The sequence below is a fragment of the Microbacterium sp. H37-C3 genome (assembly GCF_027157935.1).
In the GTDB taxonomy this organism is placed as follows: Bacteria; Actinomycetota; Actinomycetes; order Actinomycetales; family Microbacteriaceae; genus Microbacterium; species Microbacterium plantarum.
Genome location: NZ_JAPVLR010000004.1, coordinates 171,771 through 194,256 on the forward strand (window position 1 = coordinate 171,771; position 22,486 = coordinate 194,256).

Here is a 22,486-nt window from a genome sequence, read left to right on the forward strand (position 1 = left end):
GCCGCTCAGACGCCCGCGAGCCAGGCCCGGTAGGCGTCGAACGAGTACGGGCGACCGAGGAAGGCGGCGACGAGGTCGGCCGCGTCGCGGCTGCCACCCGGCTCGAGGATGCGCTCGCGGTAGCGGGTCGCAACGGCCGGGTCCATGAGGTCGTCGCCGAACGCCGAGAGCAGGTCGCGGGCGATGACGAGGCTCCACTGGTACGTGTAGTAGCAGGCGCCGTATCCGGTGAGGTGGCCGAAGCCCGCGTACGTGTGCCCGTTCGGCAGCGGGTGCACCGGCGACGACGCGCGGTACCAGCCCTCGACGGCCGCCTGCAGGTCGCTCGGCCGCTCGACGTGCAGGCCGTACGAGACGTTGGCGTGTCCGAGCTGGCGGGTCACCTCGAGGGCGCGACCGAAAGCGTCGGCCACCCGCATCCGCTCGACGAGGTCGGCCGGGATCGGCTCGCCGTCGGCGTTGCGCGCGAACGTCGCCAGCACACCGGCATCCCACGCCCACTCCTCGAGCAGCTGGCTCGGCGCCTCGACGAAGTCCCACTCCGTCTCGATGCCGCTGAAGTCGGCCCAGACGGCGTCGGCGCCGCCGAGGATGCCGTGGACGAGGTGCCCGAACTCGTGGAAGAACGTCACGACCTGGTCGTGCTCGAGGAGTCCCCGCGAGAAGTTGCAGAGCAGTACGCCCTCGGGAAGCGAGCGGCCCGCGATGCCGGGCGCGAGGTTGAAGCACGCGGCGTGGTTGTACTTTCCTTCGCGCGGGTGAAGATCGAGGTGGATCCGACCGAGCCGGCGCTCGCCGCGGACGACGTCGTAGCTGCGGACGTCGTCGTGCCAAGCACCCGCGTCGACGGGGACGTAGGCGACGTCGAGCAGTCGCTCCGTGACATCGAGCACGCCCGCCAGGACGTTGTCGAACGCGAAGTAGGCGCGCACTGCCTGCGCGTCGACGGCGTAGTCCTCGCGCTTCAGCGCGCTGAGGAGGTACCAGAGGTCGGCCGCGGTGACCGCCTCGGCATCCGGCTCGTCGACGCGCAGCCGCGCGAGCAGCCGGTCGTACTCAGCGGCGGCGGCCTCGCGGGTGGCTGTATCGATGTCGTCGAGGAACGACCGGATCGCCGCGCTCGAGCCGATCATGCGCGTCTCGGTCTCGTAGTCGGCCCAGTCGCCGTAGCCGAGCAGCTCCGCGCGCTCGGCGCGCACGGCGAGCAGTTCGGCGAGCACCGGGTCGTTGTCGGGCCAGGCGAGGTCGTTGTAGACCGACAGCAGTGCCGTGCGCGTCGACCGGCGCACCGCGAACTCGCGCACCGGCATGAGGTCGGTGTACTCGGTCGTGAGGGTGATGAGGCCCTCGTCGTCGACCGGGTGAGCGTCGATGAAGTCCTGCGGCAGCCCCTCCAGCGCGTCGGCGGGGAGCTTCAGCTCGCGCCGGCCGTCGCGGATGTTGCGCGAGAAGGTCAGCGAGAGCTCGGTGTCACGCTCGGCCAGCGCCCGCAGCCGTTCGCGTGTCGCCTCGTCGCGGTCGACGCCGCCGCGGCGGAAGTCGCGCTGGATGTGAGCGAGCAGGCGGCGGGCGGCGGCATCCAGCCCGTCGGTCGCGAGGCCGTCGAAGACGGCGAAGAGAGCGGGGTCGAGCGCCCGCTCGGAAAGCAGGGCGTCGATGGCCTGCACCCGGGCCTCGGCGGCAACGCGGACGTCGGCATCGGGGTGCGACTCGCTCAGCAGGGATGCCTCGGACGCCGCCTCGGCGATCGCGATCGACGCCTCGTTCCACAGCTGCAGACGGGCCAGGGGCGACAGCTCACGCCCCGCGATCAGCTGCGAGTCGATCTCGCGGACGCGGGCGATGCGGGCATCCGGGCGCTCGGCGGCGAACGCGAGCCATCCGGCGGTGTCGGCGGGGAAGGCGAGGGGCTTCGGATCGGTCATGACCCGAGCCTACGCAGGAGCGGGCCTCAGCGAAGAGCACCCACCGAGGCGAGCGCGAGGCGGATGAGCGTGCCGCGGCCACCCTCCATCTCGGCGGCGAGGGCGTCGGATGCCGCTTCCACGGGGTCGAGCCATGTGACCTCGAGAGCATCCTGACGGGGCTCGCACGTGCCCGTGACCGGCACGACGAAGGCGAGCGACACGGCGTGCTGGCGGTCGTCGTGGAAGGGGCTGACCCCGGGGATCGGGAAGTACTCGGCGACCGTGAAGGGCGTGGGCGACGCGGGCAGGAGCGGGAAGGCCATGGGCCCGAGGTCGTTCTCGACGTGCCGGAACAGTGCGTCGCGGATCGTCTCGCCGTAGCGCACGCGGCCCGAGACGATCGTGCGCGTCATCTCCCCGACCGGCGTGGCACGGAGCAGGATGCCGACCTGGGTGACGGCCCCGAGCCCGTCGGTGCGCACCGGCACCGCCTCGACGTAGAGCATCGGCAGCCGGCGGCGCGCTTCGGTGAGCTCGACGTCGCTGAGCCAGGCCGGGTTCGTGGCTCCGCCGCCCGGGGCTCCGCGCAGCGGGTCGGCCGGGAGCGACGACTCGCCGCGCTCGTCGGGATCGGGATCGGGGGTGCGCACGGCCATGCCTCATGTATACCAATGACCCCCGGCGGTGTCGGATGAGGCTGGCAGGATGGTCGCATGTCGTCCGATCCGGTCCTCGATCCTGCGGCCGTGCGCTGGTCGGCCGCTCCCGCCGACCGCGATCGCCGCCCGTTACTGGTGATGGTGCACGGCTACGGCTCGGATGAGAACGATCTGTTCGCCCTCGCGCCGCACCTGCCGGCCGAGTACGTCGTGGCTGCGGTCCGCGCCCCGCTCACCCCGCCCTTCCCCACGCCGGGGTGGTCGTGGTACCCGATCGAGGGCCTGAACGGTCGCGATCCGCACGCGGCGACGGCATCCGCCCGCGCGCTGACGGCGTGGATCGACGCGGAGCGGGGCGATGCGGCATCCGTCGGGCTGCTCGGCTTCTCGCAGGGCGGGGTCATGGCGATCGAGGCGCTTCGCCTGCGCCCGGACGACTACGCGTTCGCCGTCACCCTGTCGGGCTACGCCAATCCTGGCGATCTCGACACCGACGCCGAGCTCGCCGAACGCCGCCCGCCCGTGTTCTGGGGTCGCGGGGCGCTCGACGATGTCATCCCGCCCGCACTCGTCGCACACACGGCGCAGTGGCTGCCCGGCCGGGTCGACCTGAGCGGCCGCGTCTACCACGATCTCGGACACGCCGTCTCGGCGGAGGAACTGCGCGACGTCGCGACGTTCCTGCACAAGCAGCTCCCGTCGGCGTAGACTTCCCGGGCCCCTGTCCCGAGTGTGAGGAACGACCGTTGATCGGTTTCGACGCGACCGCGCTGTGATCCCGCGCTGATCCGTCGACCCTTCGGGCGTCCGACCTGGCCAGCGCATTCTCCGATTTCCGCGCTGGCCGCCGGACCGTTCCATCCCCGGTCGGGGTGTCTTCGGTGTCGGTCGCGCCTGCGCCCGACGACATCCGAGGAGGCAGTCATGCCCCATCCCGCTCCCGCGGTCGTCCTCGACCGCATCACCCTCATCCACCCCGACGGCACCCCCGCCGTACGTGACGTGTCGGGAACCTTCGGTGCCGCGCGCACCGGCCTCGTCGGCCGCAACGGCTCGGGCAAGACCACGCTGCTGCGACTGATCGCGGGCGAGCTCGCGCCGACCTCCGGCTCGGTCATCACGTCCGGACGGGTCGAGCTGCTGCCGCAGCGCTTGACCCTCGACATCGGGCGGCGCGTCGCCGACCTGCTCGGAGTCGCTCCCGTCGTCGACGCCGTGCGCGCCGTCGAGTCGGGAGACGTCCACCCGCGCCACTTCGACACGATCGGCGACGACTGGGATGCCGAGGCACGAGCGGTCGCCGCGCTGACCGCGGCCGGTCTGCCGCCGGGAGCGCTCGACCGCCGCGTCGGAGAGCTCTCCGGCGGTGAGGCGGTTCTCGCGGCACTCGTCGGCGTGAGACTGCGCGGAGCCGAGATCGCGCTGCTCGACGAGCCGACCAACAACCTCGACCGCGACGCGCGCGAGCGGGTCGGCGAGCTCGTGCGAGCGTGGCGGGGTGCGCTCATCGTCGTCAGCCACGACACCGCGCTGCTCGAGCTGATGGACGACACCGCCGAGCTCTACGGCGGGGCGCTCGATACGTTCGGCGGGCCCTACTCCGAGTGGCGAGCCTGGCGCGACGACGAGCAGGCGGCGGCGCGCGCCGCGGAGACCGCCGCGGCGGCGGCCCTCCGGCGCGAGCGGCGCGACCGGGCCGAGACCGAGACGAAGCTCGCGCGGCGTGCCGCGATGGGAGCGAAGGCGCAGCGCGAGAAGCGCGTGCCTGGGATCGTCGCCGGCAACCGCGCGTCGGCCGCGCAGGTGTCGGCGGGTCGCGCGCGCGGCGAGGCATCCGATCGGGAAGCCTCGGCTCGGGCGGCCCTCGATGCGGCAGGGCGGCGGGTCCGCGACGACGACGCCGTGCGGATCGACCTGCCCGATCCCGGCGTCGCGGCGGGCCGGCGCCTCGCGACGATCGGCGATGGCGAACGCTCGTGGGTCGTGCAAGGGCCCGAGCGTGTCGCGCTCGTCGGGCCGAACGGCACGGGGAAGACAACGCTGCTCGAGGTGCTGGTGCGGTCGGCGGACGCTAACTCCTCAGAACCGGGTGCTGCGGCATCCAATCGTCGCTCGGGCGGCCCCGGCGCGCCCGATCTGAGGAGTTATGGCACGGCGGTCGCGCATACCGACCGCATCGGCTACCTGTCGCAGCGGGTCGACGGGCTGCGGGATGAGGCGACGGTGCTCGACAGCGTGCGCGCGGCCGCGCCCGCCGCCACCGACGTCGAGCTGCGGAACCGGCTCGCGCGATTCCTGCTGCGCGGCGACACCGTGCTGCGCCCGGTCGCGGCACTGTCGGGCGGGGAGCGGTTCCGGCTGGCCCTGGCCTGCGAGCTGCTGGCCGATCCCCCGCCGCAGCTGCTGGTGCTCGACGAGCCGACGAACAACCTCGACCTCGACACGGTCGAGCAGCTCGTGCAGGCTCTCGCCGCCTACCGCGGTGCCGTGCTGGTGGTCAGCCACGACGATGGCTTCCTCGCCCGCCTCGCGCCCACCCTGATGCTCGAGCTGCGCGACGGCCGGCTGAGCGAGGTCCCCGCTGGCCCGTGAGCCGAGGCCCCGTTGGGCCGGTGTCACCGTCGAGGTCCCAGTTGGGCCGGGAATCTGCGCCCGATTCCCGGCTCAAGTGGGACCTCGCGGGGTAGCGCGCGGGCAGCGGGGCACGGCGGGACCTGGCACGGCGGATGCCGCGGGCGCAAGGCCGCGCCGATGTCGGAGGTCCGCGCGAAGATGAAGGCATGGCCGATGTGCTCGCCCGATTCTCCGCGCCCACCGCGGACTGGTTCCGCGGCGCGTTCTCGAAGCCCACGTCGGCGCAGGCCGGCGCGTGGGACGCGATCTCCGCCGGCAAGCACGCCCTCGTGGTCGCGCCGACCGGGTCGGGCAAGACCCTGTCCGCGTTCCTCTGGGCGATCGACCGCATCTTCCGCGACAAGGTCGCGGCCGGCCCCGTCGACGACAAACCGGCGAAGCGCAGAAAGGCGGATGCCGCGCCGGCCGACACCCGCGTCCTGTACGTCTCACCGCTGAAGGCGCTGGGCGTCGACGTCGAGCGAAACCTGCGGTCGCCCCTCGTCGGCATCGGACAGTCGGCGCGCCGCCTCGGTCAGCCCGTCCCCGACGTGACGGTCGGAGTGCGGTCGGGCGACACCTCCTCAGCCGACCGGCGCGCCCTGGTCGCCCGACCGCCCGACATCCTCATCACGACGCCCGAGTCGCTCTACCTCATGCTCACCTCGCAGGCTTCCGAGACACTGCGCGGCGTCCACACCGTCATCGTCGACGAGGTGCACGCCGTGTCGGCCACGAAGCGCGGTGCGCACCTGGCCGTGAGCCTCGAACGCCTCGACGCGATCCTCGAGAAGCCGGCTCAGCGCATCGGCCTCTCGGCCACGGTGCGTCCCATCGACGAGGTGGCGCGCTTCCTCGGCGGAGCGGCGCCCGTCGAGATCGTCGCACCGAAGGCGTCGAAGGCGTTCGACCTGAACGTCGTCGTGCCGATCCCCGACATGCTGCATCCCCCGGCCCCGCCCGGCGCCGAGGATGCGGGCGGCCCCAGCGCTCCGGGCGGTCGCGACGATGACGAGGGCGAAGACGACGATGGCGACGGCGCCTGGTACCGCGCCCCGCAGGCGACGGAGGTCACGGGGTCGGTCTGGCCCCACGTCGAGGAGGCGATCGTCGACCGCATCCTGCAGCACCGCTCGACGATCGTGTTCTCGAACTCGCGCAGGCTCGCCGAACGCCTGACCGGACGACTCAACGAGATCTACACCGAGCGTCTCGGGGGCGACCTGCCCGAGCCCGCTGTCCCCGCGGGCATGATGGCGCAGGCCGGGGCCTCCGCCGGCGCCGAGTCGGTGCTCGCGAAGGCCCACCACGGCTCGGTCTCGAAGGAGCAGCGCGCCCAGGTCGAAGACGAGCTGAAGTCGGGTGTGCTCCGCTGCGTCGTGGCGACCTCGAGCCTCGAGCTCGGCATCGACATGGGGGCCGTCGACCTCGTCATCCAGGTCGAAGCACCGCCGTCGGCGGCATCCGGACTCCAGCGCGTCGGACGCGCCGGCCACCAGGTCGGCGAGGTCAGCCGGGCAGCACTGTTCCCCAAGCACCGCGGCGACGTGCTGCACACCGCGGTCGTGACCGAGCGGATGCTGGCGGGCAAGATCGAGGCGATCGCGGTTCCGCAGAATCCCCTCGACATCCTCGCCCAGCAGACGATCGCCGCGTGCGCGACCGGCACGATCGAGGTCGAGGCCTGGTTCGAGACGGTGCGGCGCAGCGCGCCCTTCCGCACGCTCCCCCGCTCGGCGTACGAAGCGACGCTCGATCTGCTCGCGGGCCGCTTCCCCTCCGACGAGTTCGCCGAGCTGCGTCCACGCCTGGTCTGGGACCGCGATCAGGGCACGCTCACGGGGCGCCCGGGAGCGCAGCGCATCGCGGTCACGAGCGGTGGCACGATCCCCGACCGCGGTCTGTTCGGCGTCTTCGTCGCCGGCGAGAGCCGTAACGCGCGCGTCGGCGAGCTCGACGAGGAGATGGTCTACGAGTCGCGCGTCAACGACGTCTTCACGCTCGGCACGACCAGCTGGCGCATCGTCGAGATCACTCATGACCGGGTCAACGTCGTGCCCGCGTTCGGCCAGCCGGGCAAGCTTCCGTTCTGGCACGGCGACGGCCTGGGGCGTCCCGCCGAGCTCGGCGAGGCGCTCGGGAAGTTCAGCCGCGAGGTGTCGGCGGCCGGTCCCGAGAATGCGTCCGAGCGGTTGCGCGAATCGGGGCTCGACGACTACGCGATCGAGAACCTCCTGGCGCATCTCGCCGAGCAGCGCGAGGCGACCGGCAGTCTACCCACCGACCGGACGCTGACCGTCGAGCGCTCCCGCGACGAGGTCGGCGACTGGCGCGTCATCCTGCATTCCCCGTACGGCATGCACGTGCACGCTCCGTGGGCGCTGGCCGTCAACGCACGCATCCGCGAGCGTCTCGGGGTCGAAGGCGCAGCCGTCGCGAGCGACGACGGCATCATCGCGCGGGTCCCCGACGCGGCTGCCGAACCGCCCGGCGCCGACCTCTTCGTCTTCGACGCCGACGAGCTCGAACAGATCGTCACGGACGAGGTCGGCGGATCGGCGCTGTTCGCCTCGCGCTTCCGCGAGTGCGCGGCGCGGGCCCTGCTGCTGCCGAGGCTCAACCCCAACAAACGCGCGCCGCTCTGGCAGCAGCGGCAGCGCTCGGCGCAGCTGCTCGAGGTCGCGCGGCGGCATCCGTCGTTCCCGATCATCCTCGAGACGCTTCGCGAGGTGCTGCAGGACGTCTACGACCTTCCCGCACTCCTGCGCATCACCCGCAGCATCGCCGACCGCCGCATCCGCCTCGTCGAGACGACGACATCGCAGCCGTCGCCGTACGCCCGCGATCTGCTCTTCGGCTACGTCGGCGCCTTCATGTACGAGGGCGATTCGCCGCTCGCCGAACGCCGCGCCGCGGCCCTGTCCGTCGATCCCGCGCTGCTGTCGGAGCTGCTCGGCAAGGTCGAGATGCGCGAGCTGCTCGACCCCGAGGTCATCGCGCAGTTCGAGCGCGAGGCCCAGCGTCTCGCTCCCGACCGACGCGCGCGCGGGGTCGAGGGCGTCGCCGATCTGCTCCGCATCCTCGGCCCGCTCGACCCCGGGGAGGTCGCAGCCCGCCTCGAAGAGTCCGCAGGCACCGGGACCGGCACCGGCACCGGCATCGGTCCCGCGGAGGAAATCGGAACAGCGGCGGATGCGACCGCCGCGCCCGTTCCGCCGGACGGCGAATCTCCTCCCGAGCACCGGGTCGCCGAGGCCGCCGACCTGCTGCAACAGCTCGTGACCGCCCGCCGCGCGATCCCGGTCACGATCGCAGGCACGCAGCGGACGGCGGCGATCGAGGATGCCGGCCGCCTGCGCGACGCGCTGGGCGCGGCGCTCCCCGTCGGAATCCCCACCGCCTTCCTCGAGCCGGTCGTCGACCCGCTCGCCGACCTCGTCGCACGGCACGCCCGCACCCACGGTCCCTTCCGCACCGCGGATGTCGCGGCGCGGCTCGGCATCGGCACCGCCGTCGCGCGACAGACGCTGCAGCGGCTCGAGTCGCAGGGGCGCATCGCGAGCGGCTACTTCCTGCCCGAGACCTCCGGCAGCGAGGCCGACGACCTCGAATGGTGCGACTCCGAAGTGCTGCGCCGGCTGCGGATGCGGTCGCTGGCGGCGATCCGCGGCAGCGTCGAGCCCGTGTCGCCCGAGGCGTTCGCGCGGTTCCTGCCCGTGTGGCAGCACGTCACCCGGCCGCTCGAGGGCGTCGACGGCGTCGCCGCCGTGATCGAGCAGCTCGCCGGTGTGCCGATTCCTGCGAGCGCCTGGGAGTCGCTCGTCCTGCCCTCGCGCGTGCGCGACTACGCACCCGGGATGCTCGACGAGCTGACCGCGACGGGCGAGGTGGTCTGGTCGGGGCACGGCACCCTGCCGGGGCGCGACGGCTGGATCGCGCTCCATCCCGCCGATATGGCGCCGCTCACCCTCGCGCTGGCCAACGCCGACTCCGAGGCCGACGAGTCGTCGACCTCGGGCGACCTCGACGTGCGCATCCTCGAAGCTCTCGCCGTCGGCGGCGGCTGGTTCGCGGGGCAGCTCGTCGCCGCGATCGGTGCCCCCAACGAGCAGAGCGTGCTCGACGCACTCTGGCGCCTCGCGTGGGCGGGGCGCCTGACGAACGACACGTTCACGCCGGTCCGCTCCCTCCTCTCGGGCGGTTCGCAGGCACACCGCAGCGCCCGCCGCACACCGCGGTCCCGCCTGTATCGCGGCACACCGCTCGCGCGCCCCACGACGCCGGCGGCGCCGCGCCCGTCGACGCTCGGCGGCCGGTGGTCGCTCCTGCCGGCCGTCGAGCCCGATCCCTCGCTCCGCGTCACGGCATCGGCGGGGCTCCTGCTCGACCGCTACGGCGTCGTCACTCGGGGCAGCGTCCAGTCCGAGGGGGTTCCCGGCGGTTTCGCGCAGGTCTACCGCGTTCTCGCGGGCTTCGAAGAGGCGGGCCACTGCCGCCGCGGCTATGTCATCGAGACCCTCGGCGCCGCACAGTTCGCGGCATCCGTCACCGTCGATCGCCTGCGTGAGTTCGCGGCGCTCCCCGACCCGCCGCCGCGGCGTGCGGTCACGCTGGCCGCGACCGACCCGGCGAATCCCTACGGCGCAGCCCTCGGCTGGCCGGCGCTCGAGGGCGTCTCGCATCGACCGGGCCGGAAGGCCGGCGGCGTCGTGGTGCTCGTCGACGGTGCGCTCGTGCTCTATCTCGAGCGCGGCGGGCGTTCGGCGCTCGCCTTCACCGACGACGAGGAGGTGCTGACCGCGGCCGCAGCCGATCTCGTGAGGACGGCGCAGGAACGCCGTCTCGACACGCTCACCGTCGAGCAGGTCAACGGCGAATTCGTCTACAACACCCCGACCGGGCGGGCGCTGCGCGCAGGCGGTTTCGTCGAGTCGTCGCGCGGCCTCACGCTGCGCCGGCTGACCGCGGGCTCACGGGCGGCGATGTCCGGAAGCAGCGAGCGTGCCTGAGGGCGACACCGTCTTCCGAGCCGCGCGGAAGCTGGGTGAGGCGCTCGTCGGACAGGAGGTCACCCGCTTCGACATCCGTGTTCCCGGCAGCGCGACAGCCGACCTGCGCGGTGAGACCGTCTCGTCGTCGATCGCCCGCGGCAAGCACCTGCTGCTGCGCATGGGCGCATTCAGCCTGCACTCGCACCTGAAGATGGAGGGTCGCTGGCACGTCTACCGCCACGGCGAGCGCTGGCGGGCACCCGCGTTCCAGGCCCGCGCGATCGTCGGAACGCGCGATCGGGATGCCGTCGGCTTCGAGCTCGCGATGGTCGAGGTCCTCCCCACCGCCGACGAGGATCGCCTCGTCGGCCACCTCGGGCCCGACCTGCTCGGCCCCGATTGGGATCTGGCCGAAGCGGTGCGTCGCGTGAGCGCCGACTCCCGAGCCGCACACGTCGCCCTGCTCGACCAGCGGAACGTCGCCGGCTTCGGAAATGTCTACGCGAACGAGCTGCTCTTCGTGCGCGGCATCCTGCCCATGACCCCCGCCACCGAGATCGACGCGGCCGCCGTGCTCGAGACCGGGTACCGGATGATCCACGCCAATCGCGATCGCGCGGCGCGCACCTTCACCGGCAACGACCGGCCCGGGCAGCGGATGTGGGTCTACGGTCGCGAGAACAAGCCCTGCCGCCGGTGCGGGACGCTGATCCGCGCCGGCGAGATCGGAGCGCTGCCGACGAGCGAGCGGAACATCTTCTGGTGCCCGCGCTGCCAGAGCTGAACCCCGCCGGGCCTGGAGCGATCCGACGCTTGCAGTCAGCGGCCGATGTACCGACCGGGGCGGTGGTTCAGGACGAGCACGACGCTCAGCACGACCGCTCCGGCAGCACTGAGCAGCACCGCCGGCCACGGCAGCACCAGCAGCGCGGACGCGATGATCACGACGTCGAAGATCATCTGGGTCCATCCCGCACTGAAGCCCATGCGCTCCTGCAGCACCAGGGCGATGATGTTGACCCCGCCGAGGCTCGAACGGTGACGGAACAGGATCAGCAGCCCGACGCCGGCGAGCAGGTTGCCGCCCAGCGTGCCGTAGATGGGTTCGATGCTCGCGAATTGCAGCAGGTGCTGGTGCACGAAGGTGAACGCCGAGACCAGGCCGATCGAGACGAAAGTGCGGATCGTGAACGACACCCCCTTCTTCCACAGGGCCAGCGCCGCGAACGGCGCGTTCACGACAGCGAACAGCACCGGGAACGACCATCCGGTCGCATAGCCGAGAAGCAGCGCGAGGCCCGCGGTACCGCCGGTGACCGAGCCCGACGACTGCAGCAGGTAGAGGCCGAGGGATGCCACGAACGTGCCGGTCACGATGCCGAGCAGATCCTCCGCGCGGGTGTGGCGCGTGAGCGCCGCCTCGAACACGAGGGAAGGTCCGGTCGACGGTGCGCGAGAAGGCTCCACCCGCCCATCCTCGCAAACCGGGGCGCGAGTGGAAGCAAGCCCCGCGGCGGCGGCATGTTATCGCGCGAAGGTCAGCTCGCACACCCCTTCGACCTCGGCGGCTGCGCATCGCACGCTTGTTCCAGCAAACCGGTCGACCTGCCGCTCCGAATGATTCGTGGGAATGAAAACGCGGGTCGCGGGGTTGTTTCCAGTACTCAGTACCGGACCCGGAACTGTCGGAGGGGATCGTGGGCAAGAACTACATCGACATCGAGAACGACCGCGGAGAGACGCTGCGTTACCGCAAGCACGCGAACGGTCGGGGCTTGATCGCGAACGGGGCCAAGGTGCACCCGACTGCACTGGTCGAAGCAGGCGCCTACGTCGAACCCGGAGTCCAGGTCGCGGCGGGCGTTCACATCGGCCGGGGCGTGTGGATCGAGCGCGAAGCCGTCATCGGCCCGAACGTCGAGATCGCACCGCACGCGCACGTCGGCTCCGGCGCCGCCATCGGCCCGCGGGCGAAGATCGGCATCCGTGCCTTCATCGGAGCGCACGCGCACGTCGCCGGTGGCTCGCTCATCGGCGACGACGAGAACATCGCCGACGGCGAGCACGTGGCGACCGACCAGCGCGGACTGCGTCTGGCCGCCTGACCCGCCGGGATACGCTTCAGGCATGACACCCGGACGTTCCTCGGGCCGCCCCGCTCGCAGCGGCGGCCGAGGCGGCGGTGCCCCCGGGCGCCGCGGCGCCCCGGCATCCGGGCAGCGGTCCGTGGCCCGCAAGGCAGACCGCACCTCGGGAACCCGCCGCGAGTCGGATGCCGCCACACCGGACCTGAGCGGCCTCGGCGCTTTCCGCCTCGGAGCGGCCCCGGGTGCCACACCCGGCAAGTGGATCGACGTGTGGAAGCAGCGGATGCCGGCGAACCCGGTCGATCTCGTCACCCTCGAGTTCGTCGACCAGGCCGCCGCCCTCGCGAGCGGTGAGGTCGACGCCGCCCTCGTGCGGCTTCCGATCGAACGCGCTGGGTTGAGCATCATCCCGCTTTACGACGAGATCACGGTCGCCGTGTGCAGTGCCGACTCGTCCCTCACCGTCGCCGATGAGCTGACCCTCGCCGACCTCGCCGGGGAGGTCGTCATGGTGACCGGTGATGACGCTCTGGGTATCGAGGTCCCCGGCGCCATCGCCCCCGCCTTTTCCGCCATTGCCACGACGGGTGACGCGGTCGCGACGGCGGCCACCGGCGTCGGCATCGTGCTCGTGCCGATGTCGCTCGCGCGACTGCATCACCGCAAAGACACCACGTACCGGCCCGTGGTCGACGCTCCGACGTCGACGGTCGCGCTCGCCTGGCCGACGGAGGCGACCACGCCGCTGGTAGAGACGTTCATCGGGATCGTGCGCGGCCGTACCGCGAACTCCTCGCGCTGACGCGCACCGCCAGCGCCGGTCGCCCGAATCACGCCCCGTGCAGCCGCCGCGCCCCGTCGGGGATCGCACCCGCAACCGGAGTGCGGCTCAGCAGGGCGGCGGCGTCGATCGGGTCGTCCGGCGCGGCGGCATCCGGATCCGCCTCGAGCTCGACCACGACGGGAGCGGGCAACCGGATCGCCGTGCGAGCGTCCCGCGCCCGCGACTCGATGCCGGCCGCGTCGACGGGGCGGCGCACCCGCCAGCCCCGGCGCGCGGCGGCGACGTCGAGCCGGTGGAGCACCGCGATGAGCTCGCTGGGGTCTGAGATGATCACGCGGGCGGTCATCCGGCCATTGTCCTCCGCTCGTCACGGAAGGTCATCCCCACCGGGTCGGCTCGGCGGGAACCATAGACTTTCGGCATGGCCCCGCTCGTGTACGTCTGCGTGCGCCCGCAGCAGGCGGCCGCGGATGCGGAGTACGCGTCGTTCCGCACCGCCATGGGCCTCGATGAGTCTCAGCTCGAGCGCTTTGATCTGACGCGCGACGCCCTGCCCGCGGACGCGTTCACGCGCTGGCGCGGCTTCGTCGTCGGCGGCAGCCCCTTCAACGCCACTGACGATCCCGGCGCGAAGCCGGAGGGCCAGCTGCGCCTGGAGGCCGACCTCGCGCGCATCGCCGAGGCGGCGGCATCCGCTCGGACGGCGGCGCTGTTCACCTGCTTCGGCATCGGCGTGGCCACGGCCTCCCTCGGCGGGACGATCTCGCGCGACTACCCCGAGGACACCGGACCGACCGACGTGACCCTGACGGATGCCGGCCGGGCCGACCCGCTGCTCGGCTCGCTCTCCCCGACCTTCGCCGCGCTCACCGCGCATAAGGAGGGGACGCAGACGCTTCCCGCCGGGGCGGTGCTCCTCGCCACGAACAGCGCCTGTCCCGTGCAGGCCTACCGCGTGGGAGATCGCCTGTACGCGACGCAGTTCCACCCCGAGCCGACGCCGCAGGACTTCACCGAGCGCATGACGATCTACCGCAACGACGGCTACTTCGACGCGGCGGACTACGACCGCGTCGCGGCCCGCGTGCTCGCGGCCCCCGTGACCGAGCCGAGCCGCTTCCTCGCCGCGTTCGCCGCGACGTTCTGACGCCGGGCGCGATACAACCGTCGGATCGGTGGTGCGGATGTCGCCTCCGACGACGTTCGAGGTGACACCAGCACCATGGGTCCGACGAATGTATCGGCGCGACCGGTCAGGCGACCGATCAGGCGGTGCGGGTGCGGCGCAGGATGCCGCGATGCTCGCGGCCGTTCGAGCGCCAGGCCGTCACGGCTGCGGCGGCGACGACCACGACGATGACGGCGACGGCGGCGATGGCCACCGGCGTCGAGTGGGGCTGATCGGTCGTGCGGGCGATGGCCACCCACGCCAGGCCCCACGACAGCGCAATGATCGGCGAGGGGCGCCCGCGCGAGAAGGCTGCGATGCCCGCGCCGACGGCGGCCACGAGCACGAGCACGGCCACACCCCACACGTCGGCCTGCATGCCCCACGACTCGGGGACGGTGCGGCTGAGCCACGCTGTGACGTTCGCGACCGTCGCCAGCGAGACCCATCCGAGGTGCAGGCCCACCGTGGCGTCCATGAGCAGCCGGTCGCCGACCGACTGCGGCCGCGAGCGCACCAGCAGGTGGAACGTCCAGCCGAGGGCGGCGAGGAGCGCCACGATCGCGACGACCGTCAGCGGCAAGGTCGTGAACTGCGCCGCGAGCAGCCATCCCCCGTTGAGCACGGCGGTCAGCGCGATCCACCATCCCACGAGCCGCTGCCGGTCGCGGGAGCGCTGCGCGGGCAGCGCCTGCCAGATCGTGTAGCCGATCATGAAGAGGTAGATGACCGACCAGATGCTGAACGCCTGAGTTCCCGGCGCGAGCACCGTCGAGTCGGCGTCGAGCGCGCCGCCCTGCAGATCGCGCACGTTCGTCCCGCCGAAGAGCCCGGTCCCGACCATCGCGGCGATGATCATGAAGACGACGGCCGAGATGACCGCGATCTGCCGGACGAGGTCCGACGACTGCTGCGGAGGGCGGGCGGCGTGGTGCGCTGTGGTGCTCATCCCTTCACGGTAGATCCGACCCCGCGGCCGGTCATCCGCTTGACAGATCCGGCCCCACAATGACGGCCGAGTTCGGCTCGACGACCAACAGATCGTCGACGATCCGGCTCGGCAGCGTCTCGAGCCACACCACGTCGCCGTTCGGCTCGACCCGCCACGGCGCCTTCGAGAGGTTAACAAGCACGCGTGCACGACCTCGCTGGAGGTCGTAGAGCCGGCCGCCCTCACCTTCCGCCGCACCGGCACCGCGCGCGGTGAATCGCGGGTCGGTCAGGTCGAGCACCGAACGGCGCAGCCGTCCGAGCTCGCGGTACAGCGCGAGCAGGCGAGCGTGGTCGCCTTCGCCGGCCTCCGTCCAGTCGAGCTTCGACCGCAGGAAGGTCGCCGGATCGTTGGGGTCCGGGACGAGGTCCTCGTCCCAGCCCATCTCGGCGAACTCCTGCTTCCGTCCGGCAGCGGTCGCCTCGGCGAGCTCGGGCTCGGGGTGCGACGTGAAGAACTGCCACGGCGTGGACGCGCCCCACTCCTCGCCCATGAACAGCATCGGCGTTCCCGGCGCGGTCAGCGTGAGGACGGCCGCGACGGCGAGCCGGTCGGCGTCGAGCGTCGCCGACAGCCGATCGCCGGCCGCGCGGTTGCCGATCTGGTCGTGATCCTGCGCGAAGGTCACCAGCCGCCACGACGGCGACTCGGGCGGAATCGGACGGCCGTGCTCGCGGCCCCGGAACGACGAGTAGGTGCCGTCGTGGAAGAAGCCCGAGTTCCAGGTCTTCGGCACGGCGTCGAGCGCGTCGAAGTCGGCGTAGTAGCCGACCGTCTCGCCCGTGAGCGCGACGTGCACGGAGTGGTGCCAGTCGTCCGACCACTGCGCCGTCATCCCGTGCCCGCCCGCCTCGCGCGGCAGGATCATGACAGGGTCGTTCATGTCGCTCTCGGCGATGAGCGTCAGCGGGCGCCCGAGGTGCGTGCCGAGCGCGTCGACGCGGTCGGCGATCTCGCCGAGGATGTGAACGGGGCTGTCGTCGTCGTGCAGCGCGTGCACGGCGTCCAGCCGCAGCCCGTCGACGTGGAAGTCGCGCAACCACATCTCGGCGTTGCCGATGATGTACTCGCGAACGGCATCCTCGTCGAGATTCACGCTGTCGCCCCACGTGTTGCGGCGACCGTCCCGAAGATACGGACCGTACTCGGGCAGGTAGTTGCCCGAGGGCCCGAGGTGGTTGTAGACGACGTCCTGGATGACGGCGAGACCGGCACCGTGCGCGGCATCGACGAATCGGCGGTACGCGTCCGGTCCGCCGTAGCTCTCCTGGACGGCATACCAGAGCACCCCGTCGTAGCCCCAGTTGTGGGTGCCGTTGAAGGCGTTGACCGGGAGGAGCTCGATGTGGGTCACGCCGAGCTCGACGAGATGGTCGAGGCGCCCGATGGCGGCGTCGAGCGTGCCGGCGCTCGTGAAGGTGCCGATGTGCAGCTCGTAGATGATGCCGCCGGCGAGCGACCTTCCCGTCCAGGCCTGATCGGTCCACGCGAACGACGACGGGTCGTCGATCGCCGACAGACCGTGGACGCCGTCAGGCTGCCGCCGCGAGCGCGGGTCGGGGCGCGCATCGTCGCCGTCGCCGAGGACGAAGCCGTACCGATCGCCCGGGCCGAGGTCGACGTCGGCCGACCACCAGCCGTCCGCCGAGCGCGAGAGCTCGACGTCCGCGGCATCCGGCCGTCGCAGCCGCACCCGCTCGGGGCGCGGCGCCCATACCTCGATCATGCGTTCTTCCCTTCGGCGGTCGGACGTTCGGCGGTCGGACGTTCGGCGGTCGAACGTTCGGCGGTCGGGCGTTCGGCGGCGAGCAGCGCCACCGGGTACGTGTCGAGCAGGTCGGCCAAGCGCACCGCGCCACCGTTCCAGGCACGGCCGGTCAGCTGGTCGACGTGGCGCCCCGGCGGAACCATCACGACCGTGTCGCCCCATCCGCCGCGCGCGGCGAGGCCGACGGGCAGGCGCGTCGCGACGGTGACGGCGCCGCCGCGGTCGAAGGCGATCGCGTGGTCGGCGGCGGAGCCGACGACCGGCAACAGCGCGTAGCGCGTGAACAGTTCGGGACGATCGCGACGCAGGCGGAGCGCCCGCGACACGACGAGGAGCTTCGCCGCACCGGAGTCGTCGATCTCGGGATGCCATCCGCCGTCGAGCTTCGTGAGCAGCTCGCGGCGCTCGGCGAAGTCGACGTCGCGACGATTGTCGGGGTCGACCAGCGAGAGGTCCCACAGCTCGGAGCCCTGATAGACATCGGGCACTCCGGGCGCGGTCAGCTGCAGCAGCTTGGCGGCGAGGGAGTTCGAGCGCCCGGGAGCCGTCAGCTCACCGACGACCTCCTCGACCACCGCACGGGCGTCACCCGAGGTCGCGGCATCCACCAGTGCGGCGATGCGAGCCTCGGCATCCTCGTCGGGATCCGTCCACGAGGTGACGATCCCGCCCTCGCGCGAGGCCTTCTCGGCATAGTCGCGCAGCCGCTCGGGCGACGCGGGCCACGCTCCGACGATCGCCTGCCAGAGCAGGTCGTCGAGGCGCCCGTCGCCGGTCGAGGCGATCACCCGGAGGCGCCCGAGGGCGTCGGACCAGCGGTCGGGCAGCTCGGCGATGACGGACAGCCGGGCGCGGACGTCTTCGCTGCGCTTGGTGTCGTGGGTGCTCAGCGCCGTGAGGGCCTGCGGCCACATCGCCTGACGGTTCGCCTGCGCGAGGTGGAAGCCCGCGACGTCGAGGGCGAAGACGCCCGGGTCGCCGCCCACCTCGGTGAGCGTGCCGAGACGCGGATAACGGTAGAACGCGCTGTCCTCGACACCCTTGGCCATGACCGGCCCGGTCGTCTGACCGAAGCGGCGACTCAGCTCGGTGTCGCCCGCCGTGACCAGCGGGGCGAGGGTCGCGATCGCGTCGGCGAGATCGGGGCGGGATGCGGATGCCGCGCCCACCGCCTCGGCGACGAGCTCGTCACCCACCGGCGGGTAGACGCGGTACACCGAGAAGCTCGTCAGGAGTTCGGCGAACGCGTCGCGCGCGACATCCGCTCCCAGCGCTTCGACCACATCATCGGGCAGGCAGCGCACGAGACGCCCCACCTCTGCGGCCTGCAGCGTATCGGCGACCGCACGCTTGGCCTCGCGCACGATCTCGTCGTACGACGCGGGGGCATCGGCCGAGCGGAGCGCGGCGTCGAGCTCGTCGAGTCGACCCTTGCCGGCGGGATCGATGAGCACGCGGTCGATCTCGGCCATCGCGTCGTACCCGGTCGTACCGGCGGTCGGCCACCAGGACGGCAGCTGCTCGGCGTGATCCGTGGCGGCGTGCTCGAGGATCTTCTCGACCACGACATACACGCCGCCGGTCGCCTCGGCGAGCTGCTCGAGATACCCGCCGGGGTCGGCGAGTCCGTCGGGGTGGTCGATGCGGAGGCCGTCGGCCAAGCCCTCGCGCAGCCAGCGGAGGATCTCGACATGGCTCGCCTCGAAGACCGCCGGCACGTCGACGCGTACACCCGCGAGCGTGTTCACGGCGAAGAAGCGCCGGTAGTTCAGCTCGGTCGCGTCGTCGCGCCAGAACGCGGCACGCCAGTGCTGCGCGGCGAGCACAGCATCCACGGTGGCGGGGTCGGTGGTCGCCGCCGCGGGTGCGGTTCCGTCGGCGAGCGGCAGCACGTGGTCGTAGTAGCGGGCGACACCCTCGGCGCCGTTCGCCTCGTCGGCTGTCGCCGGCGCGACCTCAACCTCACCGGCGGCGACGGCTTCGCGGAGCGTGGAGCCGAGGATCGGCAGACCGACCTTGCCCCCGCCGTACTCCCAGTCGATGTCGAACGCCTCGGCGTGGGCCGACCCGCGGCCGTGGCGGAGGACGTCCCACCACCAGGGGTTCTCGGCGGGGACCGCGACGCCCTGATGGTTGGGCACGATGTCGACGAGCACACCGAGTCCGGCATCCCGGGCGGCGGCCGAGAAGCGCGCGAGCCCCTCGGCGCCGCCGCGGCGCGGGTCGACGATCGTCGGGTCGACGACGTCATAGCCGTGGTCCGACCCCTCCGCCGCCGCGAGCAGCGGCGAGAGGTAGGCCCAGTCGACGCCGAGGTCGCGGAGGTAGTCCGTGACCTCGGCGGCCGCCACGAGGTCGAACGCCGGTCGGATCTGCAGCCGGTAGGTCGAGATCGGAGCGGTCATCGGCCCGGCAGCTCCGGAGTCGGTGCTTCGGCGGGGATGATGTCGATCGGCGTCGTGTACGCCGCGAGCGATGCCGCGACCGAGTGGTCGGTCTCGGGCTCGGGCTCGGTGTACTCACCCAGGACCACGAGCGACTTGGCTCGGACCTGCAGTGCGTTGCCGCCCTCGAGCGGGTCGGTGCCGACGAGCTCGCCGCTCGTGTCGATCAGCACCTCCCATCGGTCCGCGTACTGGTCGGAGGGCACGGTGAACTCCACCTCGTCGTCACCGGCGTTGAACAGCACGAAGAAGTGGTCGTCGGAGATGTCCTCGCCGCGACGGTCGCGCTCGCGGATGCCGTCGCCGTTGAGGAAGACGCCGACCGCCCGCCCGAACCCGGAGTCCCAGTCCTCGGGCTGCATAGCGGTGCCGTCCGGGCGCAGCCACATGATGTCGGGCACCGGGGCGCCCTCTTCGCGACGCACGGGGCGCCCGTCGAAGAACCGGCTGCGCCGGAACGTCGGGTGCAGGCGGCGCAGGCGCGCGAGGGCCGCGGTGAATTCGATGAGCGGCTGGTCGACCTGGTCCCAGTGGATCCAGGTCAGCTCGTTGTCCTGCGCGTAGCCGTTGTTGTTGCCCTGCTGCGTGCGGCCGAGCTCGTCGCCGTGGCAGATCATCGGCACGCCCTGGCTGAGGAGCAGCGTCGCGAGGAAGTTCCGCTGCTGGCGGGCGCGCATCGTCAGCACGTGCGGGTCGTCGGTGGGTCCCTCGACGCCCATGTTGTACGACCGGTTGTGCGACTCGCCGTCGTTGCCGTCCTCGCCGTTGGCGTCGTTGTGCTTCTCGTTGTACGACACGAGGTCGCGCAGCGTGAAGCCGTCGTGCGCCGTGACGAAGTTGATGGATGCCACGGGCCACCGGCCGTCGTGCTCGTAGAGGTCGGCAGAGCCGGTCAGGCGCGAGGCGAACTCGCCGAGCGTGGAGGCCTCGCCGCGCCAGAAGTCACGAACGGTGTCGCGGTACTTGCCGTTCCACTCCGTCCACTGCGGCGGGAAGTTGCCGACCTGATAGCCGCCGGGGCCGATGTCCCACGGCTCGGCGATGAGCTTGACCTGCGAGACGATCGGGTCCTGCTGCACGAGCTCGAAGAACGCCGACAGCCGGTCGACGTCGTAGAACTCGCGCGCCAGCGTCGCCGCGAGGTCGAAGCGGAAGCCGTCGACGTGCATCTCGGTCACCCAGTAGCGCAGCGAGTCCATGATCAGCTGCAGTGCGTGCGGGTTGCCGACGTTGAGGCTGTTCCCGGTGCCGGTGTAGTCGGTGTAGTAGCGCTTGTCGTCGTCCTCGAGCCGGTAATAGGCCTCATTGTCGATGCCGCGCATCGAGAGGGTCGGGCCCATGTGGTTGCCCTCGGCGGTGTGGTTGTAGACGACGTCGAGGATGACCTCGATGCCGGCGGCGTGCAGCGCCTTGACCATCGCCTTGAACTCCTGCACCTGCTGGCCGTGGTCGCCCGTGGCCGAGTAGGTGTTCTGGGGCGCGAAGAACGCGATCGTGTTGTAGCCCCAGTAGTTCGACAGGCCCTTCTCCTGCAGCGTGGAGTCGTTGACGAACTGGTGCACCGGCATCAGCTCGATCGCCGTGATGCCGATCTTCTTGAGGTGGTCGATCACGGCGGGATGCGCGAGCCCGGCGTAGGTCCCGCGGATGTCCTCGGGGATGTCGGGGTGCAGCTGCGTCAGGCCCTTCACGTGAGCCTCGTAGATGACGCTCTCGGCGTACGGGATCTTCGGCTGACGGTCGCCCGCCCAGTCGAAGAACGGGTTGACGACGACACCCTTCATCATGTGAGCGGCCGAGTCCTCGTCGTTGAACGAGTCCGGCTCGCCGAAGTTGTAGCCGAACACCGGCTGTCCCCAGTCGATCTGACCCTCGACGGCCTTGGCGTACGGGTCGAGCAGCAGCTTGCTCGGGTTGAACCGCTTGCCGTCGGCCGGGTCGTTCGGACCGTGCACGCGGTAGCCGTAACGCTGCCCCGGCTGCACGTTCGGCAGGTAGGCATGCCAGACGAAGGCGTCGACGTCGCGCAACTCGACGCACGTCTCGGTGCCGTCCTCATCGAAGAGGCAGAGCTCGACTTTCTCGGCGCCTTCGCTGAAGAGGGCGAAGTTCGTCCCGTTGCCGTCGTAGGTCGCTCCGAGCGGATACGCGGAACCCGGCCATGCCTGCATGTGATCTCCCCTGTTCGTGAGGCTCACACTACTCAGGCCGAATCACGCGACCCGGTGCCCTTGACAAGCGCGCGGCGGGAGTCCGTTCTCAACGAGGCTCGTCGCTCGGGCGGGCGTCAGCGCCCGGTCAAGCGCGGCGGGGCGCGAAGCGCGCGCCGACCATACCGGGCGGCGTCTGCCGCGCGTCCGTCGCGATGGACTCCGTGATGCGGCCCGCGGTCTCGAGCTCATCGATGGCGTCGCCGACATCCGCCAAGATGCGGGCGCGTGTGTCGTCATCGAGGGCGGCGATGGCCGCGGCGAGCCGATCCACCGTCCCCTTCCAGCGTGCGGAGCCGTCCGTCGGCTTGCGCCGGAAGATCACGAAGTACAACGCGCCCACGATGAGATCTGCCGCGATCGGCGCGATGCCCCACATGCCCTCGGCCTGATCCTGGGTCGCTGCGAGTATTGATACGACCAACGCAACGGCCGCTACCGGAGCGTGTATCCAGCCGACCGCGTGAGCGGATCCCGCGTCGACGCGGCCCCCATCACTCCCGCTCGTGAGCAGCCCGGCACCGGCGACCACGGCACCCGCGGCGAAGACGACACCAGCGGCGCCGACCGCGGCGATATCCGCTCGGCCGAACACCCACCCGAGAAGCAGCGCAGCGCCAACCACCGGCGCCGCCATCCCGACGAGGTTCCAGATCAGAAGCAGGATCGTCATCACGGGGTGCCTCCCCGGGTGGGCGGCCGACTCCCGGAACACCGAGGTGGGCGCCAAGAAGGCCATGACCCGACGCACCTCGGGCGCTTCCTGCCAGGCACGCGCTTCGAGACGCCACCAGTCGATGGGCTCCCACGTGCGGCGCGTTGCCGCGAAACGCGCGGCGGGCCCCGACGTCATGTCGCCTGCTC

General features: G+C 71.7%; 16 protein-coding genes. 7 read left to right on the plus strand and 9 right to left on the minus strand.

Translation table 11 applies throughout. The features are described 5' to 3' along the window. Positions 1-5 precede the first annotated feature (5 nt). Positions 6-1,925 (minus strand): M3 family metallopeptidase, encoded by a 1,920-nt coding sequence (locus tag O1W71_RS12560; protein ID WP_269268188.1) that lies wholly within the window; start codon positions 1,923-1,925, stop codon positions 6-8. Positions 1,926-1,951: 26 nt separating this feature from the next. Next, positions 1,952-2,563 (minus strand): NUDIX hydrolase family protein, encoded by a 612-nt coding sequence (locus O1W71_RS12565; RefSeq protein ID WP_269268189.1) that lies wholly within the window; start codon positions 2,561-2,563, stop codon positions 1,952-1,954. Between the two features lie 57 nt (positions 2,564-2,620). Between O1W71_RS12565 and O1W71_RS12570 the strand changes: the two genes are divergently transcribed. The 4 genes from O1W71_RS12570 to O1W71_RS12585 all read left to right on the plus strand — a co-directional run bounded on the left by O1W71_RS12570 (position 2,621) and on the right by O1W71_RS12585 (position 10,954). Further along, a complete protein-coding gene (locus tag O1W71_RS12570; protein ID WP_269268190.1) occupies positions 2,621-3,274 on the plus strand; it encodes an alpha/beta hydrolase in 654 nt (217 codons plus the stop codon). 216 nt (positions 3,275-3,490) lie between these two features. Further along, a complete protein-coding gene (locus O1W71_RS12575) occupies positions 3,491-5,158 on the plus strand; it encodes an ABC-F family ATP-binding cassette domain-containing protein (RefSeq protein WP_269268191.1) in 1,668 nt (555 codons plus the stop codon). Between the two features lie 188 nt (positions 5,159-5,346). After that, entirely contained in the window at positions 5,347-10,188 is a 4,842-nt protein-coding gene (locus tag O1W71_RS12580) for an Lhr family ATP-dependent helicase (protein WP_269268192.1), read from the plus strand. Next, positions 10,181-10,954, plus strand: a complete 774-nt coding sequence (locus O1W71_RS12585; RefSeq protein WP_114588815.1) for a DNA-formamidopyrimidine glycosylase family protein — start codon at positions 10,181-10,183, stop codon at positions 10,952-10,954. Before O1W71_RS12580 ends, O1W71_RS12585 begins: the two co-directional genes overlap by 8 nt. A gap of 35 nt (positions 10,955-10,989) precedes the next feature. Here the strand turns inward: O1W71_RS12585 and O1W71_RS12590 are convergent, their stop codons facing one another. Continuing rightward, positions 10,990-11,637 (minus strand): YitT family protein, encoded by a 648-nt coding sequence (locus O1W71_RS12590; protein WP_112617752.1) that lies wholly within the window; start codon positions 11,635-11,637, stop codon positions 10,990-10,992. Positions 11,638-11,867: 230 nt separating this feature from the next. Between O1W71_RS12590 and O1W71_RS12595 the strand changes: the two genes are divergently transcribed. Together O1W71_RS12595 and O1W71_RS12600 are read left to right on the plus strand one after the other, a co-directional pair. Next, on the plus strand, positions 11,868-12,275 hold the full coding sequence (locus tag O1W71_RS12595) for a UDP-3-O-(3-hydroxymyristoyl)glucosamine N-acyltransferase (RefSeq protein WP_023953942.1): 408 nt from the start codon (positions 11,868-11,870) through the stop codon (positions 12,273-12,275). 22 nt (positions 12,276-12,297) lie between these two features. Then, positions 12,298-13,059, plus strand: a complete 762-nt coding sequence (locus O1W71_RS12600; protein WP_269268193.1) for a LysR substrate-binding domain-containing protein — start codon at positions 12,298-12,300, stop codon at positions 13,057-13,059. Positions 13,060-13,087: 28 nt separating this feature from the next. Here O1W71_RS12600 and O1W71_RS12605 read toward each other — a convergent pair whose 3' ends face one another. Then, positions 13,088-13,387, minus strand: coding sequence for a hypothetical protein (locus O1W71_RS12605; RefSeq protein WP_269268194.1), 300 nt, complete (start codon positions 13,385-13,387; stop codon positions 13,088-13,090). A gap of 75 nt (positions 13,388-13,462) precedes the next feature. Between O1W71_RS12605 and O1W71_RS12610 the strand changes: the two genes are divergently transcribed. Beyond that, positions 13,463-14,188 (plus strand): glutamine amidotransferase-related protein, encoded by a 726-nt coding sequence (locus O1W71_RS12610; RefSeq protein WP_269268196.1) that lies wholly within the window; start codon positions 13,463-13,465, stop codon positions 14,186-14,188. A 118-nt stretch (positions 14,189-14,306) separates the two neighbouring features. Here O1W71_RS12610 and O1W71_RS12615 read toward each other — a convergent pair whose 3' ends face one another. The 5 genes from O1W71_RS12615 to O1W71_RS12635 form a co-directional block, all read right to left on the minus strand. Beyond that, a complete protein-coding gene (locus tag O1W71_RS12615) occupies positions 14,307-15,158 on the minus strand; it encodes a tryptophan-rich sensory protein (RefSeq protein WP_269268197.1) in 852 nt (283 codons plus the stop codon). Positions 15,159-15,189: 31 nt separating this feature from the next. Next, positions 15,190-16,926: a malto-oligosyltrehalose trehalohydrolase gene (gene treZ / locus O1W71_RS12620; RefSeq protein WP_269268198.1), complete on the minus strand. Its 1,737-nt coding sequence runs from the start codon at positions 16,924-16,926 to the stop codon at positions 15,190-15,192. After that, a complete protein-coding gene (treY, locus tag O1W71_RS12625) occupies positions 16,923-19,373 on the minus strand; it encodes a malto-oligosyltrehalose synthase (protein ID WP_269268199.1) in 2,451 nt (816 codons plus the stop codon). The genes treZ and treY overlap by 4 nt, the downstream gene beginning before the upstream one ends. Then, complete coding sequence (glgX, locus tag O1W71_RS12630) at positions 19,370-21,583, minus strand: glycogen debranching protein GlgX (RefSeq protein ID WP_269268200.1); 2,214 nt, start codon at positions 21,581-21,583, stop codon at positions 19,370-19,372. The genes treY and glgX overlap by 4 nt, the downstream gene beginning before the upstream one ends. 127 nt (positions 21,584-21,710) lie before the next feature. Beyond that, positions 21,711-22,475 carry a hypothetical protein gene (locus O1W71_RS12635; RefSeq protein WP_269268201.1) on the minus strand — a complete coding sequence of 255 codons (765 nt, stop codon included), beginning with the start codon at positions 22,473-22,475 and terminating at the stop codon, positions 21,711-21,713. Positions 22,476-22,486 lie beyond the last annotated feature (11 nt).

Coding starts and splice junctions, on each gene's coding strand:
- treY (WP_269268199.1), bottom strand. CDS start 19,373: ATGACCGCTCCGATCTCGACCTACCGGCTGCAGATCCGACCGGCGTTC.
- O1W71_RS12605 (WP_269268194.1), bottom strand. CDS start 13,387: ATGACCGCCCGCGTGATCATCTCAGACCCCAGCGAGCTCATCGCGGTG.
- O1W71_RS12600 (WP_269268193.1), top strand. CDS start 12,298: ATGACACCCGGACGTTCCTCGGGCCGCCCCGCTCGCAGCGGCGGCCGA.
- glgX (WP_269268200.1), bottom strand. CDS start 21,583: ATGCAGGCATGGCCGGGTTCCGCGTATCCGCTCGGAGCGACCTACGAC.
- O1W71_RS12635 (WP_269268201.1), bottom strand. CDS start 22,475: ATGACGTCGGGGCCCGCCGCGCGTTTCGCGGCAACGCGCCGCACGTGG.
- treZ (WP_269268198.1), bottom strand. CDS start 16,926: ATGATCGAGGTATGGGCGCCGCGCCCCGAGCGGGTGCGGCTGCGACGG.
- O1W71_RS12560 (WP_269268188.1), bottom strand. CDS start 1,925: ATGACCGATCCGAAGCCCCTCGCCTTCCCCGCCGACACCGCCGGATGG.
- O1W71_RS12580 (WP_269268192.1), top strand. CDS start 5,347: ATGGCCGATGTGCTCGCCCGATTCTCCGCGCCCACCGCGGACTGGTTC.
- O1W71_RS12570 (WP_269268190.1), top strand. CDS start 2,621: ATGTCGTCCGATCCGGTCCTCGATCCTGCGGCCGTGCGCTGGTCGGCC.
- O1W71_RS12615 (WP_269268197.1), bottom strand. CDS start 15,158: ATGAGCACCACAGCGCACCACGCCGCCCGCCCTCCGCAGCAGTCGTCG.
- O1W71_RS12565 (WP_269268189.1), bottom strand. CDS start 2,563: ATGGCCGTGCGCACCCCCGATCCCGATCCCGACGAGCGCGGCGAGTCG.
- O1W71_RS12575 (WP_269268191.1), top strand. CDS start 3,491: ATGCCCCATCCCGCTCCCGCGGTCGTCCTCGACCGCATCACCCTCATC.
- O1W71_RS12610 (WP_269268196.1), top strand. CDS start 13,463: ATGGCCCCGCTCGTGTACGTCTGCGTGCGCCCGCAGCAGGCGGCCGCG.